At 58.7% G+C, this 14,938-nt stretch carries 15 protein-coding genes; 7 read left to right on the forward strand and 8 right to left on the reverse strand.

The genetic code is table 11. The annotated features are described in order from the left end of the window. Together QO005_RS21935 and QO005_RS21940 are read left to right on the forward strand one after the other, a co-directional pair. The coding region (locus QO005_RS21935) for a hypothetical protein (protein ID WP_370878136.1) at positions 1 to 885 on the forward strand (885 nt) is incomplete at its 5' end. Positions 886 to 1,128: 243 nt separating this feature from the next. After that, the gene (locus QO005_RS21940; RefSeq protein WP_307160159.1) at positions 1,129 to 2,829 is read left to right on the forward strand and encodes a S8 family peptidase; all 1,701 of its coding nucleotides are present in this window, start codon (positions 1,129 to 1,131) and stop codon (positions 2,827 to 2,829) included. A 116-nt stretch (positions 2,830 to 2,945) separates the two neighbouring features. Here QO005_RS21940 and QO005_RS21945 read toward each other — a convergent pair whose 3' ends face one another. From QO005_RS21945 to QO005_RS21955, 3 genes are all read right to left on the reverse strand, one after another. Then, on the reverse strand, positions 2,946 to 3,266 hold the full coding sequence (locus tag QO005_RS21945; protein ID WP_307160160.1) for a helix-turn-helix domain-containing protein: 321 nt from the start codon (positions 3,264 to 3,266) through the stop codon (positions 2,946 to 2,948). A gap of 182 nt (positions 3,267 to 3,448) precedes the next feature. Beyond that, positions 3,449 to 4,642: an SGNH/GDSL hydrolase family protein gene (locus QO005_RS21950; RefSeq protein ID WP_307160161.1), complete on the reverse strand. Its 1,194-nt coding sequence runs from the start codon at positions 4,640 to 4,642 to the stop codon at positions 3,449 to 3,451. Positions 4,643 to 4,914: 272 nt separating this feature from the next. Next, positions 4,915 to 6,078, reverse strand: coding sequence for a lytic murein transglycosylase (locus QO005_RS21955; protein ID WP_307160208.1), 1,164 nt, complete (start codon positions 6,076 to 6,078; stop codon positions 4,915 to 4,917). A 492-nt stretch (positions 6,079 to 6,570) separates the two neighbouring features. Here QO005_RS21955 and galU point away from each other — a divergent pair, with 492 nt between their 5' ends. After that, entirely contained in the window at positions 6,571 to 7,458 is an 888-nt protein-coding gene (galU, locus tag QO005_RS21960; RefSeq protein WP_307160162.1) for a UTP--glucose-1-phosphate uridylyltransferase GalU, read from the forward strand. Between the two features lie 422 nt (positions 7,459 to 7,880). Here the strand turns inward: galU and QO005_RS21965 are convergent, their stop codons facing one another. Beyond that, the gene (locus tag QO005_RS21965; RefSeq protein ID WP_307160164.1) at positions 7,881 to 9,356 is read right to left on the reverse strand and encodes an outer membrane beta-barrel protein; all 1,476 of its coding nucleotides are present in this window, start codon (positions 9,354 to 9,356) and stop codon (positions 7,881 to 7,883) included. Between the two features lie 200 nt (positions 9,357 to 9,556). Between QO005_RS21965 and QO005_RS21970 the strand changes: the two genes are divergently transcribed. Next, positions 9,557 to 10,552, forward strand: coding sequence for a KpsF/GutQ family sugar-phosphate isomerase (locus QO005_RS21970; protein ID WP_307160165.1), 996 nt, complete (start codon positions 9,557 to 9,559; stop codon positions 10,550 to 10,552). Positions 10,553 to 10,716: 164 nt separating this feature from the next. On the opposite strand, the gene QO005_RS21975 is transcribed toward QO005_RS21970, so the two are convergent. Further along, complete coding sequence (locus QO005_RS21975) at positions 10,717 to 11,175, reverse strand: NfeD family protein (RefSeq protein ID WP_307160166.1); 459 nt, start codon at positions 11,173 to 11,175, stop codon at positions 10,717 to 10,719. 4 nt (positions 11,176 to 11,179) lie between these two features. Beyond that, positions 11,180 to 12,178 (reverse strand): SPFH domain-containing protein, encoded by a 999-nt coding sequence (locus QO005_RS21980; protein ID WP_307160167.1) that lies wholly within the window; start codon positions 12,176 to 12,178, stop codon positions 11,180 to 11,182. Between the two features lie 196 nt (positions 12,179 to 12,374). Here QO005_RS21980 and queC point away from each other — a divergent pair, with 196 nt between their 5' ends. From queC to queE, 3 genes are read left to right on the forward strand one after another with little or no spacing between them, the layout of a single operon-like run. Continuing rightward, complete coding sequence (queC, locus tag QO005_RS21985; RefSeq protein WP_307160168.1) at positions 12,375 to 13,082, forward strand: 7-cyano-7-deazaguanine synthase QueC; 708 nt, start codon at positions 12,375 to 12,377, stop codon at positions 13,080 to 13,082. Positions 13,083 to 13,084: 2 nt separating this feature from the next. Continuing rightward, on the forward strand, positions 13,085 to 13,441 hold the full coding sequence (gene queD / locus QO005_RS21990) for a 6-carboxytetrahydropterin synthase QueD (protein WP_307160169.1): 357 nt from the start codon (positions 13,085 to 13,087) through the stop codon (positions 13,439 to 13,441). After that, positions 13,438 to 14,166, forward strand: a complete 729-nt coding sequence (gene queE, locus QO005_RS21995; protein WP_307160170.1) for a 7-carboxy-7-deazaguanine synthase QueE — start codon at positions 13,438 to 13,440, stop codon at positions 14,164 to 14,166. Before queD ends, queE begins: the two co-directional genes overlap by 4 nt. 61 nt (positions 14,167 to 14,227) lie before the next feature. Here queE and QO005_RS22000 read toward each other — a convergent pair whose 3' ends face one another. Beyond that, positions 14,228 to 14,653 (reverse strand): hypothetical protein, encoded by a 426-nt coding sequence (locus tag QO005_RS22000; protein WP_307160171.1) that lies wholly within the window; start codon positions 14,651 to 14,653, stop codon positions 14,228 to 14,230. Continuing rightward, positions 14,650 to 14,904, reverse strand: a complete 255-nt coding sequence (locus QO005_RS22005) for a hypothetical protein (RefSeq protein WP_307160172.1) — start codon at positions 14,902 to 14,904, stop codon at positions 14,650 to 14,652. The genes QO005_RS22000 and QO005_RS22005 overlap by 4 nt, the downstream gene beginning before the upstream one ends. Positions 14,905 to 14,938 lie beyond the last annotated feature (34 nt).

A 14,938-nucleotide genomic window follows, 5' to 3' on the forward strand; every position in this document is an offset into this window, starting at 1 on the left:
GGTGATCTCATCGGCCAGGGCGCGTCTGCTGTTGGCTCTATGATCGGCAACATGATCGTGCCGGGCTTCGGCGGCCAGATCGGCGGCGCGATTGGCAATGCCGCTGGCGGCATCGCCCAGCAGCTCATCCCCTTCAGTGTGGCGCCGGGCTATGGCTACCAGCAGGCTTACGTTCCGTCCCAGTCTGCTGTTATGCCGCAAGGCTTCTTCGGCGATCTGGTTGGTCAGGGCGCTCCGGTGATCGGTTCCATGATCGGTAATCATTTTGCCCCCGGAATTGGCGGCCAGATCGGCGGCGCGATTGGCAATGCTGTTGGCGGCATTGGCCAGCAGCTCATTCCCTTCAGCGTTGCCCCGGCCTATGGCTACCAGCAGGCTTATGCTCCGGCCCAGGCCGCTGTCATGCCGCAAGGTTTTTTCGGTGACCTGATCGGTCAGGGCGCGTCCGCCGTAGGTTCGATGATCGGCAATATGATCGTGCCGGGCTTCGGCGGCCAGATCGGCGGCGCGATTGGCAATGCCGCGGGTGGCATCGCCCAGCAGCTCATCCCCTTCAGTGTGGCCCCCGGCTACGGCTACCAGCCGGTTTCCTACTATAATCCGGAGCTTGCACAGGGGGATGCGCTTCAAATGGCCGGCAACTCAATGCAGAAGATCGCCAAGGCGCTTCCCGTCATTGTAAATGTTGGCGGGATTCCGCCTCTGGTACAATGGTACATCAATGCATTGGGTGGCAGCAACCCGCCGCCGCCTCCGCCGTCGCAGAATTCCAACACTTCGACGCAGATGAAATCCCTTGCCCTGCAGTCCCTTGGACTGGGGGATGCCAAGTGGGGCAACGCATCCCAGGGCTCTACTTTCGCCCGCAGCCGCCTGTCAATCTGATGTCTGACGCTTGCTGAGGCCGGGTTTTCCCGGCCTCGGTGGGTGGCCGGCTTTTCGAACCACAGTCTATTACAGCGCCGTGCGTTTTATCAAACGCACAAAGGACGCTGTAAGACTTTAAATCTGCTGCATAATTTTATCCTTAAATCGATTCCAATTTAAGGAATTATGCAGCAGGCCTCGATCTTTCCTGGCCAAGATCTTTAAATATCTGATTTTCAATGTAATTGGGGATTTCATACCATGACTGAGAAAACTCTTCCGCCAAACGTTGTCTCTGCGGCTAAGACGCGCCATCTGCTAACCTCCACTCAGGGGCTTGCCGCAGTGTATCTGGGTTTAACGCCCATGAGTGCATCTGATTTGCAGGACAAGGCGGATGCTCTTGCTACACTGGAAGGTCTAGAGATCGTGCGAACGATCGTCGGATCCGAGCCGCTTCAACTGCAGGGGGTGGACTCCGATCAGCAGTCTGCGCAGCCGACCTATGTGGTTCAGGCAGAGCCGCATGTGATGGCTTCGCTGCCGCCGACGGTGGTGGCGGAACCCTTGACCTATCTGATGTCCCATGCCGAAATCGCATCAGCCTCGCAGACGTCTGACGACACGACGTCGGGCTTTACGCTGCAGGTCGTAGACGAAAATGGTGATCCTGTCGCGGGTGTTCAGGTGGCGCTTTCCACCGACTTCGAAAAGCGCACGGCAATGACCGATGAGCGCGGTATGGTGCAGATCGGCATTTACAGCAACCAGAATTTTCCGATCAAAACTCTGCGGGTCATGCCCAAGGCATGGTATTGGGATTTCTATGCAGAGCGGCCCGAGCTTGATAAGCGCCGCACCAATGTCGTGAAAATCCGTTCTTTCAAAACCGCGATGAAAACCGTTGTCGGTGGGTGGGGACAGGAATTGATGGGCCTTTTGCATCCACGATCCGCGACGAAGTTCCGCGGTGAAGGCATCAAGGTGGCCGTGATCGATTCCGGGATTGATGGCGGACACGACTCTCTTGCTCACGTCGTCCATGGCAAAAATTTCAATCCCAAACAATCGCCTGATGCATGGAATACCGACGAGGTTGGTCATGGCACACACACGGCAGGTCTGATAGGCGCGCGCCCGACAGAGAAATACCCTTTCACAGGTATTGCGCCCGGTGTGGAACTTCATGTTTTCAAAATCTTTCCTTATGGCGGTAGCGATGCGCTGCTTGAGGCGCTCGATGAATGCCTGCGCCGCGGTGTGGATGTCGTCAATCTCAGCCTTGGCCAGCGTCAGTTGAGCCCCATTCTACAGCAGCGGATCGAAAGACTGACATTGAATGGCATTTGCTGCGTTGCCTCTGCCGGTAACGATGGCTCAGCCGTGATGTTTCCCGCCAACTCACCGTCCTCTCTGGCAATTTCCGCTATCGGCCTGAAGGAAGCCGTGGTTGCCAACACCTACGACGCGACGCAGATCCTGCCGGGTAGCGCAACCGACAACGGCCTGTTTTTTGCGCGTTTTTCATCTCACGGTCCGGAAATCGATCTCGGCGCGCCTGGGGTAGGTATCATCTCTACTGTTCCTGGTAATGCGTTTGGGGCGCAATCCGGTACATCCATGTCGGCGCCGCATGTGACAGGTTTGATCGCATTGCTGCTGGCGGAATTGCCGGTATTCCAGGAGGCTGGACCATTCAAGCGAGGCACGTTTGATCGCGTTTTGGCTGTGGCAGATATCATGATGCAGATTTCGGGAGGGACCATGGTCATGACGCCCAGCCGGGCCGGGGCAGGCATACCCACACTCGAGGGTGTAGCGTTACCTGATAGGCGCCTCCGCAACAATGTCATCGAACAGTTACGTAATGATCTGGGGGCTAAAATGATGATATATTCAAATAGATCGATCAGCCAGACGAGCATGGCTTATGCGGCGGCGGCGGATGCGGCAAGGCGATAATTATATATAATGGCCGCCCCCGCTAGCCTGTGGCTTGGCGGCCATTCTTTTTCGTGCAGCCGGTCCAGAAGCCTGAATTGCTTCAGGGCTGCGTGAATATACAATATTATGAATATTTACAGTGACGTAAGGAAGTCCTCCAGTTTTTTCAGCGAGTCCTCCGATAATTTTTCGCAGGCCTGCAGGATTTTTCTCGTTTCGATTGCATATCCGCCGATCTTATGCTGTTCTATATGGCCTCGGCCCAGAAGAAGCCAATCCAGAGAAATATCGAGATAATCTGATATCTTGATCGCATTTTGAAGAGATATGCTGCCGTTGTTGGTCCATTTGCTGATCGAGCTGATGTCGACGCCCAAATCAACTGCAAGTGCATAAAGTTTTCCAATATCTTTATATTTTAATGCATATTTAAGTCTATTACTAATTGTTTTCATTGCTGCCTTCCCTTGTAAAGGAAGACGTGAAGTCTGCTGCTTTCATCTATTGGTGATGGCTGATCTCAAGAGGGCGTAAATAGGATCACAGATTAGCTTTCTGCGTCAATCGCAAGCTTTGGGCGCATCAGAACACATATATGTGGCGCCTCAACTGCTCCTGTTACAATGGCGGAGCGGCTTTATTTGGCTATTGAGGGCAGCCGGAAGTCATCGAGCCGTCCGCTCGGGGCATCCGGGGCAATGCCGGTCGTCACCAGCAGGTCACGTGGCGAAGGCGTCTTCGCCGTTTGGGCGGGAAGCGGCCCGCCGAGCAGCCTGTCACCGCCATCCAGCGCCGGATCGGAAATCTTCATCGGCGGCGTGCGGAAGGCTTCATCCCCCAGCCGCAGCGGCGTGTCCGGCAGGCTGGGCGGGTTATCGAGGTCGAGCCGCACCAGGCCGGGGCTTGCCATGGCGCCCAGAAGCTTGCGCACCGATTTTTCGAGATAGAATGCCATCTTGCGCTTTCCGGCATCCGTCATGCTGATGCCGTCCGGTCCGCGCAGGCGCACCTGCTGGCCGTTGACATCCGAGCCGGTCAGCACGAAGGCGCCATCCTGATCGACAAAACCGTCCCAGAGATCGACGAACTCGCCGCCCAGCCTTTCCGCACTCTTGCGGTAGAGCGCGTTGAACCTGCTGAGATCGGCAGACATGCCGGGTGATTTCACCGGCGGCAGACCGGCCCAGATCAGCGGAATATGTTTGTCGGTGATCTTGCGGGCCAGCGCGTCCACCCGGCGCTCATATTCGCTGAACCAACCGTCCGTCGGAAAGCGCTGCTCGCCGCCGCTTGCCGTCATCTGTTGGCGGTCATTGGCGCCCACTTCAATCACCACCAGCGCCGGCTTTACCTCGTCCAGCATTTTCGGCAATTGCTTCTGCCAGTCGAAATAATCGTCGCGCACGAGACCGGAGGAGCCGTTGGAGCGGACCTCCACCACCGTGCCGGGGGAATCGCGGAAGGCCTCCGCCAGGCCATCGCCGATGGAAGACGCAAAGAAATCGCCGATCACCAGGATTTTCTGGGCCTTGTCCAGCTTGGCCGGTGCGGGCGGCGTCTCGGGCGTCGCCACGGGCGGTGGGGCGGCGCGGGCCGGTGAGGCGGCGGGCTTTCGGCGCGGACGCTGCGGCGCGGTCGGAAATTCATTGCGTTGCAGGTTGCGATAGCGCGGGGCGGGTTCCGAGCGGCCAAACAGAAAGTCCAGCAGTGTCCGGCGCTGGCGCGGATAATCCTGCGCCATGGAGGCGCCGGCCGACACGGCCAACAGCGCAAGCGCCATGATCATCGTCATGACATCGCGGGCTTCAAGTTTAAGTCTCGAACGCGTCATGCGTCTCTCTCAAAGGTCCGATGCTCTAAAGCCCGTTGCGGCTTATCAGCTTCATGCAACGTGCGTTACGTTCTTGTTTTAACGCATGTCGTTATCGCAAAACCGCTGCACACTTTGGCGCGACATGCTCTAGGGTGTGTGGGGATTCAGTTTTGGGGGAGGCGAAAACGGTGATTTTCGAGAACCGGAGCGGAGTGTACTTGAGTACATGAGCACCGGAAGCGCAGGAAATTGCCGTTTGCAGCCCGCCCAAAGCTGAATACCCACACACCCTAGTGCTTGCGCAGCACATCGAGCAATGGCTTGGAAGGTTCGCCATCGCTTTGCATGCCCAGCCGCTGCTGGATGGCGGCAATGGCGGCCTTGGAACCGGAGCCGAAATTGCCGTCGATTTCGCCATTATAATAGCCGAGCGCCTTCATGCGGGTCTGAAGCTCGAATTTCTCCTTGATGTCCAGCGTGCCGTCCGGGCGCGGCCAGGATTGCACCATGCCGCCATAACCGGCGATTTCATCGGCCAGAAGACCCACCGCCAGCGCATAGGTATCGGCGGCATTGTATTTCTTGATGGTGAAGAAGTTGGAGGTCATCAGGAAGCCTGGGCCATCTTCGCCCGCCAGAAGCTTCAACTGCGCCCGTTCACCCGGTCTGGCAAAGGCCTTGCCATTCGGGCGTACGAAGCCCAGCCGCTGCCATTCGGCAAGGGTCAGGGTCTTGCCGGCATAGCGTGCGCCGCCGCGCGGAACGCGGGCCTCATAGCCCCAGGTCTTGCCGCTTTCCCAGCCGTTCTTGGAGAGCAGGTTGGCGGAGGTTGCCAGTGCATCGGGAATGGAATTCCAGATATCCTTGTGGCCATTGCCATCGGCATCCACCGCATAGAGCAGGTAGCTTGTCGGAATGAACTGGGTGTGGCCCATGGCGCCCGCCCAGGAGCCGGTCATCTCCTTGGGCGTGATATCGCCGTTTTGCAGGATCTTCAGGGCGGCAATCAACTGGGTGCGGGCATATTTGGCCCGTTTCGCATCGGCATAGCCCAGCGTCGCCAGCGCCTGCGGCACGTAATGCAGCTTGTCATCCTTGACGAGCACTGCTCCGTAATTGCTTTCCATCGACCAGATGGCCAGCAGAATATGTTTGTCTACGCCGAAATAGCGCTCCAGCGAGGCGAGCGTGCGGCCATGGCGGGCCAGCATTTCCCGGCCGATTTTGACAGTGTAGGGGTTCACGCGCGAATCCAGATAGTCCCAGACTTCCGATTTGAATTCGGGCTGGTAGGCCGCCTTTTGCAGCACATCCGGATCGGGATCCTTGATGCCGGCAAAGGCACGGCGATAGGTATCCGCGCTGATGCCCTCCCGCGCCGCCACCGGATAGAAATCGCGGATCCATTTCTGGAAGGCGGCGTCGGCATGGGCGGTCAGCGGCATGAAGGTCATACAGCCAAGGGCGAATGCTGCAAACAGCTTGCCGGGGGCAGAGAGGGCTTTTCTGGTCATCGGCTCATCCAAGGAGTGGCATTGGCAAGGATTGGCATTGGCCCCACAGTGTAAGACCAGAGGTCTCAACAAATTCTTTACCAATTTACCAAATCCGGAAAGAATTCCGAAATCAATTCGGCCGTGCTAATGAGGCCGCTTTCCCTTGCTGTGCCGTGCCTCAACCCTGGAGTGTTCCAGGAAAAGTGCGAACCGTCTTTCCGTCCGCAAACCCGGAAATACTCTTATACGGCCAAGTTTGATAAGCCCGAAATTAGTCAGAATCCATTCATGTTGAAACTGCTAATCGATTGAAGCTCTTTCCGGGAAAAGCCGCAGCCTGCGGCGGAAACGGAAATGTGAAAGATTTGAACCAAGAGACGGCTCACGCGTTTGGAGGGGCCGATCTTTTTAGGCGTGCATGTTTGATCGTTGATCCTCCAGGAGGAATGAGTGGGTAACCAGAAGAAAATCCGCAAAGCCGTTTTCCCCGTCGCGGGCCTTGGAACGCGTTTCCTGCCCGCCACCAAGGCGGTGCCGAAGGAAATGCTGACCGTGGTGGACAAGCCGGTCATCCAGTATGTGGTCGATGAGGCCGCCGAAGCTGGCGTCGAGCATTTCGTTTTCGTCACCGGTCGCGGCAAGGGCGTGATCGAGGATTATTTCGACATTCAGTATGAGCTGGAACAGACCCTGAAGGCCCGTAACAAGAATGCGGAACTCACCCTCTTGTCGGGCATTCTGCCCAAGGCCGGCACCGCGAGCTTTACGCGCCAGCAGGAACCCCTGGGTCTTGGTCACGCCGTCTGGTGCGCCCGCGACATCGTTGGCAACGAGCCCTTCGCCCTGCTTCTGCCCGATATGATCATGCGGGACGACAAGGGCTGCATGAAGGGCATGGTCGAGCTTTACGACAAGGCTGGCGGCAACATCATCGCGGTTGAGGAATGCCACCCGGATCAGGCGCATAAATACGGCATCGTTGGCGTCGGCCAGCAACTGGACGGCGGCTTCAAGATCACCGAGATGGTGGAAAAGCCTGCCAAGGGCACGGCACCGTCCAACTTCTTTATCAATGGCCGTTACATCCTGCAGCCGGAGATTTTCGAGATTCTCGAAACCCAGGAACGCGGCGCCGGCAATGAAATCCAGCTGACCGACGGCATGCTGAAGCTGGCGAAGAAGCAGGATTTCGCAGGTTACCACTTCAAGGGCGAAACCTATGACTGCGGCGCCAAGGATGGTTTCATTCTCGCCAATGTCGCCTTCGCACTGCAGCGCGAGGACATTCGCCCCTCCGTGGAAGCACAGTTGAAGGCGCTGGTTGCGGCGCTGAAATAAACGACGTTGCATGACTGTCAAAAAGGCCGCCGCCTGTGCAGGTAGCGGCTTTTTTTAGAGCATTTCCAGGAAAAGGGCCTAGCGGTTTTCCGTCCGGAAATGCGTAAAAACAAAGATTTAGAGCGTTTCAATGTTTCCGTGAAACAATGAAACGCTCTAGGGTCAAAACTCAATCAGGATGGGTGTTCTGTTGAACGGGATGGGATTGAATGGCAGCGAACAAGCGCAAGGCAAGGCCCTGAGGCCTTGTCGAGCATTGTTCGCAATCAGTCGGCCCATCCCGCTCAACCCTTCGGGCAAGGCGTATTTTGCGCCTGCGGGTGTCGGAAAGGTTTAAAAATGATCGGCATTTCCTGCACCTTTCCTCCTACTCAGACACAAAATACGCCTTGCAGAACACCCATCCTGATTGAGTTTTGACCCTAATGCTTGAGCTTCAGTCCGATCCCCGCCCTCAGCGTCTTGTCATCGGTGCTGCTGCTGGAAAGCTCGTAGGCGACATCCGCCGTCAGATCGACCGTGCGGTTGATCGCATAGGTCAGTCCGAAGCCTGCGGTGTAATAGGTGGAATCCTCGCTCGCGCCGCGATAATTGCGCCAGGTGGTGCCGCCGGAGAGCCTTGCCACGAGATTGTTGCGCAATTCATGCGTTACCAGCGCCGTCAGCGCATAGGCGACATCGCCACTGACCCCCGCCGTGGTGGAGGGTTCGATGGAGGTTTTCAGCCCCAGATCGACATTGGTGCCGCGCCGGGGCGACCAGGAAACGGTGCCGTCGATCGTCATGGCGCCAAGATCGTCAAGGCGGCTGTCATCGAAGCTCGCCCGTTCATAGCCCAGCGCCAGCTCACCCTTCAGCTTTTCGCCCAGATCGGAGGCAATGCCAGCCTTTGCGCCGTAAAGATTGCCAGACCGCGCATAGCCTGCGCTGTCGCGGGCATCGTCATAGCGGGTCTTGCCCACCGACGCTTCGAGAAAGGGCGTCAGCGCCGGCGAGATCTCGTAGCCGATCCGGCTTGCCAGTGTTACGCTGTTGCGGTTGCGGTCGGAGTTGGACAGCCTGCTGCCATCCGATAGCGTTGCATCGGTATAGGTATAGCGGTCGAAGGTGATGCCGACGGAGCCACGCAGCTTGCCGGCGTCGCGCTCGATGAGCGCGCCAGTGGAAAACTGGTTGACGCCGGATTGCACGGTGGCATCGCGAATGGCGTTGGGATCGGTGGTGTTTTCACGGCTGAAGCCGTAGCCGGCGGTGAGCCGTGCGGCAAAATCATCGGCAAGATCGAGCCTCAGCGCCGCATCCACCCGTCCTGCAGGATCGTCGTCGCCATCGCCTGCAATCTTGCGCCGCCAGGAACCATCGCCGGTAATCTTCAACTCATGCCGCGACCAGTCCGAGGTCAGCGTGCCCTTCAGGCCGTTGTCCCAATAGGTGGTGTTCTTCCGGTCGCCCGCATTGTTTTCGCGCTCGATGCTGACGCCTTGGCTGACCTCCGGTTTCAGCACCATGCTGCCAATGCGGATGCCCAGGCCGTCATCGCCGGTGCGGGGCTGGCGGCGCTCGTCCAGCGGCGATTGCCGCAGGTTCTGCCGTCCGGCATCGAGCGAGTCATCGGTGATACGGCGAAAACTTGCCGCATCCAGCGCATCCTGAATCTCTCGCTTGGCGGCGGCAGAGGTCGCGGCATCCGATGCCGTTGATGGGGTGGCGGCTGTGGACTGCGCATCCGTGCCAGCGCTTGCCTCATCCGTCGTCACCGCGCCCCTCAACCCCAAAACGCCCGTGGCCTGCTGCGCCAGCGCCGAGACTGTGCCGAGCGTCACCACGCCCACGGCCGCCATCCAGGCGAGCCGGGGGCTGCGCTGTGAAGCTTTGGAGCGGGGTGCGGGTAAGGACATGAAAACGAGGGTCTCTTATGCATCGGCCTGTGCGGTAAGTGGTAAATAAACTTGGTTAATTATTCGTTGTGTTTGCCGTTTCACACACCCGTCTCGCCCATCTAATCGATTAGATTGGGAAATGTTAAATTCCTCTTTTTTTACAGTCTGTTGGCAAGGGTGAATGGACAGAAGGCCGCTTTCGCGATAGATGACCTTGCATGAACAAGCTCGCTGTCAAACTTGTAGAAGCCAGTGCGGTTCAATCCGCGCTTCGTGTGGTCTCCACGGAACAGAGCGGCCTTGCGGCGCTGGAGGAGGCTCTGGCGGGTCCGCTTGCCGGTCCGTTCTGCAATGCCATCAAGGTGATCGGCAGCAGTTCCGGTCGCGTCATCGTATCGGGCGTCGGCAAGAGCGGCCATATCGGCGGCAAGATCGCGGCGACCTTCGCCTCCACAGGCACGCCTGCTTTCTTCATCCATCCGGCAGAAGCCAATCACGGCGATCTCGGCATGATCGCCCGCGATGACGTGGTGATTGCAATGTCCTGGAGCGGCGAAAGCACCGAGCTGCACGGCATTCTCTCGTTCACGCGGCGTTTTTCCATTCCGCTGATCGCCATTACCTCCGGCGAAACCTCGACGCTGGCCCGCGAGGCCGATATCGTTCTGCTGCTGCCCAAGGTGCAGGAAGCCTGCCCGCATGGCCTCGCCCCCACCACCTCCACCATGATGCAGATGGCGATCGGCGATGCGCTGGCGCTGGCGCTGCTGGAGGCGCGCGGCTTCGGTGCCAATGATTTCCGCGTCTTCCACCCCGGCGGCAAGCTGGGCGCCATGCTGACCCATGTCGGCGATATGATGCATATCGGCGATGAAGTGCCGCTGGTGCCGGTCGGCACCTCCGTGCCGGAAGCCATCATCATGCTGTCGCAAAAGCGCTTCGGCTGCGTCGGCGTCACCGACGAGGCTGGCCGTCTGGTCGGCATTATCACCGACGGCGATATTGCCCGTAATCTCACCCGCAATCTCGGCGAGCGTGCGGTGGAAGAGGTGATGACCCGCAACCCGAAGACCGTCAAGACCGATACGCTGGCCACCAGCGCCATGGCGCTTTTGAACCAGTACAATATTTCAGCGCTCTTCGTGACGGATACCGACGGCATGCCGAGCGGCATCGTGCACTTCCACGATCTGCTACGCGTCGGCGTCGCCTGAGTTTTTAAGCGGTTTCTGTCGGTAGGATGTGTGGTTATTCAGTTTTGGGGGTGGCGAAAACGGTGATTTTCGAGAACCGGAACGGAGTGTACTTAAGTACATGAGTACCGGAAGCGCAGGAAATTGCCGTTTGCAGTCCGCCCAAAGCTGAATAACCACACATCCTAGGCGATATCTACCATCAGATCCCGCCCCCGTGCACTCATCACCATCACCTTGGTGCCGCCGTCGAGGTCAGGGCCTTGAACAGGCCACCAGGTATCGTCCAGCTTGATCCGGCCCCGGCCGTCACGAATGGGCTCCTCCAGCGTGGCCGTGCGGCCCACGAGGCTGGCGGTGCGCTGGTTCAGCAAGGGTTCGTCGCTCTTGGCGGCCTCATTCTTCAAAAGCTTGCGGCCAAGCACGATGGAAAAAACCGAGAGCACGGCGAAGGTGAGGGCCTGCACCTGCCATGACCAGAAGAAATCCCCCCAGAGCGCCAGCGACAGCAGACCCGTGAGCATGGCGCCCAGGCCGAACCATATCAGGAACATGCCCGGCATGACGAGTTCGGCGGCCAGCAAGACAAGGCCGACAATCCACCAGCTCCACGGGCCCAGTTGATCCACGAGCCATTGCAGCATGGCGCTACTCCTGTGGCGGGGTGAGGGGATTGACGGCTGGCGTGCTGCGCGGCTGGGGCCGCGGCGCGGGCTGGCGGGCAGGTTGTGTGCCGTCCGCAAACACCTCGCGGGCGATGGCCCCGATCCCGCCGAGCGACCCGATCAGGGACGACGCTTCCATCGGCATCAGCACGATCTTTGCATTGCTGGCGGTGCCGATCGAGGCCATGGCTTCGGTATATTTCTGCGCCACGAAATAGTTGATGGCATTGACGTCACCGGCGGCGATGGCCTCGGAGACCAGCGTCGTGGCCTTGGCCTCGGCTTCCGCCAGGCGCTCGCGCGCTTCCGCCTCGCGATAGGCGGCCTCGCGCCGGCCTTCGGCTTGCAGGATGGCGGCCTGCTTTGCCCCTTCCGCCTTCAGGATCTGCGCATTGCGCATGCCCTCCGCTTCGAGCACCTGGGCGCGCTTTTCGCGTTCGGCCTTCATCTGCCGCGCCATGGCGTCCACCAGATCCTTTGGCGGCTGGATATCCTTGATTTCGACGCGCGTGACCTTCACGCCCCAGGGGCCAACGGCCTCGTCCACCACCCGCAAAAGCTTGTCATTGATGGCGTCGCGATTGGAGAGAAGCTCATCCAGATCCATCGAGCCCATGACCGAGCGGATATTGGTCATGGTGAGATTGAGGATGGCATTTTGCAGATTGGCCACCTGATAGGCCGCCTGCGCGGCGTTCAGCACCTGGAAGAAAGCCACCGCATCGGCGGAAACGCTGGCATTGTCCTTGGTGATGACCTCCTGGGTCGGCACGTCCAGCACCTGCTCCATGACGTTCATCCTGGCGCCGATGGTTTCGATGAAGGGGGTGATGATGTTCAGCCCCGGCTCCAGCGTGCGGGTATAGCGGCCGAAGCGCTCCACCGTGTAGCGATAGCCCTGCGGCACGGTCTTGATGCCTGCAAACAGCACCAGCACCACGAATGCCACAAGCGCAATGACGACAATATCAAATCCGCTCATCCAAACCCCACCTTCCCACAATGTTAGGAAATGTAAGGCGTTGCGCCGGGTTTGACCAGTGCCGCATGCAGGGCTCTTTGTTGTTACGTGTTTGCGGAGGCAAAACCTGCTTTCCCTTTTGCTGGAAACGCTCTAAAAGACCGCCGGGTTTTCACCACCGGTCGCAGCCTACCCGGTCAAAACAAGGACTAAAATCATGAAAACGCTTGTCGTCTGCTCTGGCGGACTGGATTCCGTTTCGCTTGCGCACAAGATCGCGGCGGAACAGCAACTGATCGGCCTTCTCTCCTTCGATTATGGCCAGCGCCATAAAAAGGAAGTGGAGTTTGCCGCGCTGGCCGCAAAACGTCTCGGTGTGCCGCATCAGGTGATCGACATCACCGCTATCGGCAAAAGCCTGACAGGTTCGGCGCTGACCGATGATCTCGATGTGCCGGATGGGCATTACGCCGAAGAAACCATGAAGATCACCGTGGTGCCGAACCGCAATGCCATCATGCTGGCCATTGCCTTTGGCGTGGCGGCGGCGAAAAAGGCCGATGCGGTGGCGGTGGCCGTGCATGGTGGCGATCACTTCATCTACCCCGATTGCCGCCCCGGCTTTATCGATGCCTTCCAGGTGATGCAGAACCATGCGCTGGAAGGCTACGCGGATGTGAAACTGCTGGCGCCCTTCGTAACGGTGCCGAAATCCGAGATCGTCCGGCAGGGTGCGAAATACCATACGCCCTTTGCCGAAACATGGTCCTGCTACAAGGGCGGGGAAAAGCATTGCGGCCGCTGCGGCACCTGCGTGGAACGGCGCGAAGCCTTTCATCTTGCCGGTGTTACGGACCCCACCCTCTATGAAGACCCGGACTTCTGGGTGGCCGCCACGCAAGGCTTCAAGGCCGAGGAGGTGTGAGCATGTATTGCATCTCCAAGGAATTTCACTTCTCTGCCTCGCATCAGTTGAAGGGTCTGCCCGCCGATCACCAATGCGCCCGCCTGCACGGGCATAATTATGTGGTGGTGGTGGAGCTTTCCGGTGAAGAGTTGAACGAACACGGCTTCCTGCGCGATTATCACGAGTTGAAAGCGCTGAAGACCTATATCGACGACCATTTCGATCACCGGCACCTGAATGATGTGCTGGGCCACGACAAGACCACGGCGGAATGTCTGGCAAAGCATTTCTACGACTGGTGCAAGCAGCGCTTCCCGGAAACCTCTGCCATCCGCGTCAGCGAAACGCAGAAGACCTGGGCGGAATACCGGCCATGACGGAGACGACCATCCGGGTCTCGGAAATCTTCGGACCCACCATTCAAGGCGAGGGCGTGCTGATCGGCCAGCCCACCGTTTTCGTGCGCACCGGCGGCTGCGATTATCGCTGCTCCTGGTGCGACAGCCTGCATGCCGTGGAAAGCCGCTTTCGCGAAGACTGGCAGCCTCTGAGCGTCGAGGCAATCTGGGCCGAGGTGGAAACGCTTTCGAACGGCAAGCCGCTGATGGTTTCGCTCTCCGGCGGCAATCCGGCGATCCAGCCGCTCGGGCCATTGATTGCGCATGGCCATGCGCGCGGCTACCGTTTCGCACTGGAAACGCAAGGTTCGGTGCCGAAGGACTGGTTTGCCGATCTCGACGTGCTGGTGCTTTCCCCCAAGCCACCCTCCAGCGGCATGGAAACCGATTGGCAAAAGCTGGAAGACTGTCTTTCCATGGCTGACGGCAAGCCGCAAACCGTGCTGAAATTCATCGTCTTCGATGACGCCGACTATGCCTACGCCAAATCCGCAGCGGCCCGCTTTCCAGCACTCCCCGTCACTCTCCAGCCCGGCAACCACACCCCGCCACCGCCGGAGGAAGAGGATGCCGTGATCGACCTGGATGGCATCATGGCCCGCATGCACTGGCTGGTGGACAAGGTGATGGAAGACGGCTGGTTCACCGCCCGGGTGCTGCCGCAACTGCATGTGTTGCTCTGGGGAAACCGGCGCGGGGTGTGAGGAGCGGCTGTCTTGTGACAGCATCGGGCCGAAAAGTTGGAACCCGTTTTCGGTTCGATCTCTACCGCTTTGATGCCGGTATGCGCCCTCTCATCATCGCGTCCTGCAATCGGGCCTTGATCTCCTCAAACAGGTCGGCCGGGATCATGCCGTAATCATAACGATCAGGGTTTGATGGCAGCGGGCGAAGGTGAATGCCCGGCCAGACAAACCGGTTAACCTCGCTGACGCGGATCCAGTTCGTTTCACCATCCAGCCCAAGCTGCACGGAGAGTTCAGGGGCTAGCTCAATCGACGAGCTGTCCTCTCCAAGCTCCGGTGGAGAATGGGTGATTGGAACGACGATGGTATCGCCGGAGCGGGAATGATGCACGACGATGGCGCAGGGCCGGTCCTTGCTGCCTGTGGAGAGCCCCTGTTCCTTTTCTGCGTGCCAAAGGTAATTATAGCGAATGATCAGGCCGGGGACGGGGGCAGGATAAGTCACTCGGCGGCTTTGCCGTATTCCGCACGCATGATCAACGCCATGGTGTCATCATCCATGTCGGCGGTCTTGATGACCTCGCGCTCGCGTTTTTTCATATCGAGATAGTGCTGGTGCTCTGTCGCGGACAGAAAAGCGCCAATGGTTCGGTTATGAGCCGTCACCTCAATGACCCCTGCCGTCTGGACCTGCTCCCGGAATCTGGTGAATTTCCGGGCGAATTCCGTTGCGGACACTTTGACGGATTGGGCCATGACTATGCTCCTTTATGTGTAAAATACATATTTT

Origin of the sequence: Allorhizobium paknamense (genome assembly GCF_030815125.1) — a bacterium.
GTDB classification, from domain to species: Bacteria; Pseudomonadota; Alphaproteobacteria; order Rhizobiales; family Rhizobiaceae; genus Allorhizobium; species Allorhizobium paknamense.